The organism is Pseudomonas cyclaminis (assembly GCF_015163715.1).
Taxonomy (GTDB): domain Bacteria; phylum Pseudomonadota; class Gammaproteobacteria; order Pseudomonadales; family Pseudomonadaceae; genus Aquipseudomonas; species Aquipseudomonas cyclaminis.
The window spans coordinates 1-986 of the sequence record NZ_JADDUM010000390.1 but is presented as its reverse complement, the minus strand read 5'-3'; the positions used below and the strand labels follow the sequence as shown (position 1 = coordinate 986).

At 61.0% G+C, this 986-nt stretch carries 1 pseudogene; it reads right to left on the bottom strand.

From position 1 onward, the window contains the following. Positions 1–5: 5 nt before the first annotated feature. Positions 6–986, bottom strand: a pseudogene (locus IQK56_RS30750) (YncE family protein); the annotation flags it as partial.

Genomic DNA, 986 nt, shown 5'->3' with positions numbered 1-986 from the left:
TGTGATCACTGTGCCTTCCAGCACCAGCGCACGGGCAGGTTCAAGGCCGCTCCCACCTTGATCACCACTTCAAAGGAGAACAACGTGCGTTGGCCTGGTACTTGTACGGTGTAGTAAAGCCTGCCCGTGCCGTTCAAATTGGCGATCACGTAAAGCCGTGGGATGGTGAAAGGCAGGTCCTGGCCGAACCAGTTATTGTCGATCAAGAATGCGTCGGGCGGAGCACTGCCGCCAGGGGCGCTGCCTTCGAAATGCAGGGTAACCGTGGCGCCGAGCACAAACGCAGCGTGGCGGGTGACGGTGACATTCAGATTGCCGCGCTGGGTGTCCGGATCGAACACGTAGTCCGGTGGCAGCGCCTGGCGTGGCACGGGAGCCGGCAGTGAGGCCTGAAAGCCGCCGACATCAAGGGTTAGCGATTTTGACGGTGGTCGTTCCGCCCCACCTTTGACGCGGTAGTACAGCCGGATACGTCCGCCTTCCAACTGGGCAATGTCGCCGTTGGGGCCGTTGGGCAACTCAAAGTAAATATCGCCGTTGCCGGCGCGGTCACTGTACTCGGCGTAGTAAGGGCGCCCGTTGGCATAGGTGCCTTCCAGCACCAGGATGATGCGATCATTGGGGTCCTGCCCGGCGTAGGCCAAGATATGCACGAACACCGGATCAATTGTTGGCGGCAGTACCCCGCCGTTAGCATCGGGCACGAGTGGCGCGGGCAAACCGGTGTCGACGGGGGCGCCGGTGATATTGACCCGTGTGCTCTCGGAGTTGCGAGGCAGTACACCGGCCCGAAGGCGCTGATAAGTGATCTGGACCCGGCCGCGGACCAAAGGCTGGATATCGGCGTTGGGCCACTTGATATTGGCGAACAACACCGTGGGGGAGGTGATGGGGAAATCGTAGAAGCTGATGATGCGTACATTGTCCTGTGTCAGCCCATAGACCCGCACGCGGATGGTGTCATTGACCAGGTAGCCCATGCCGCG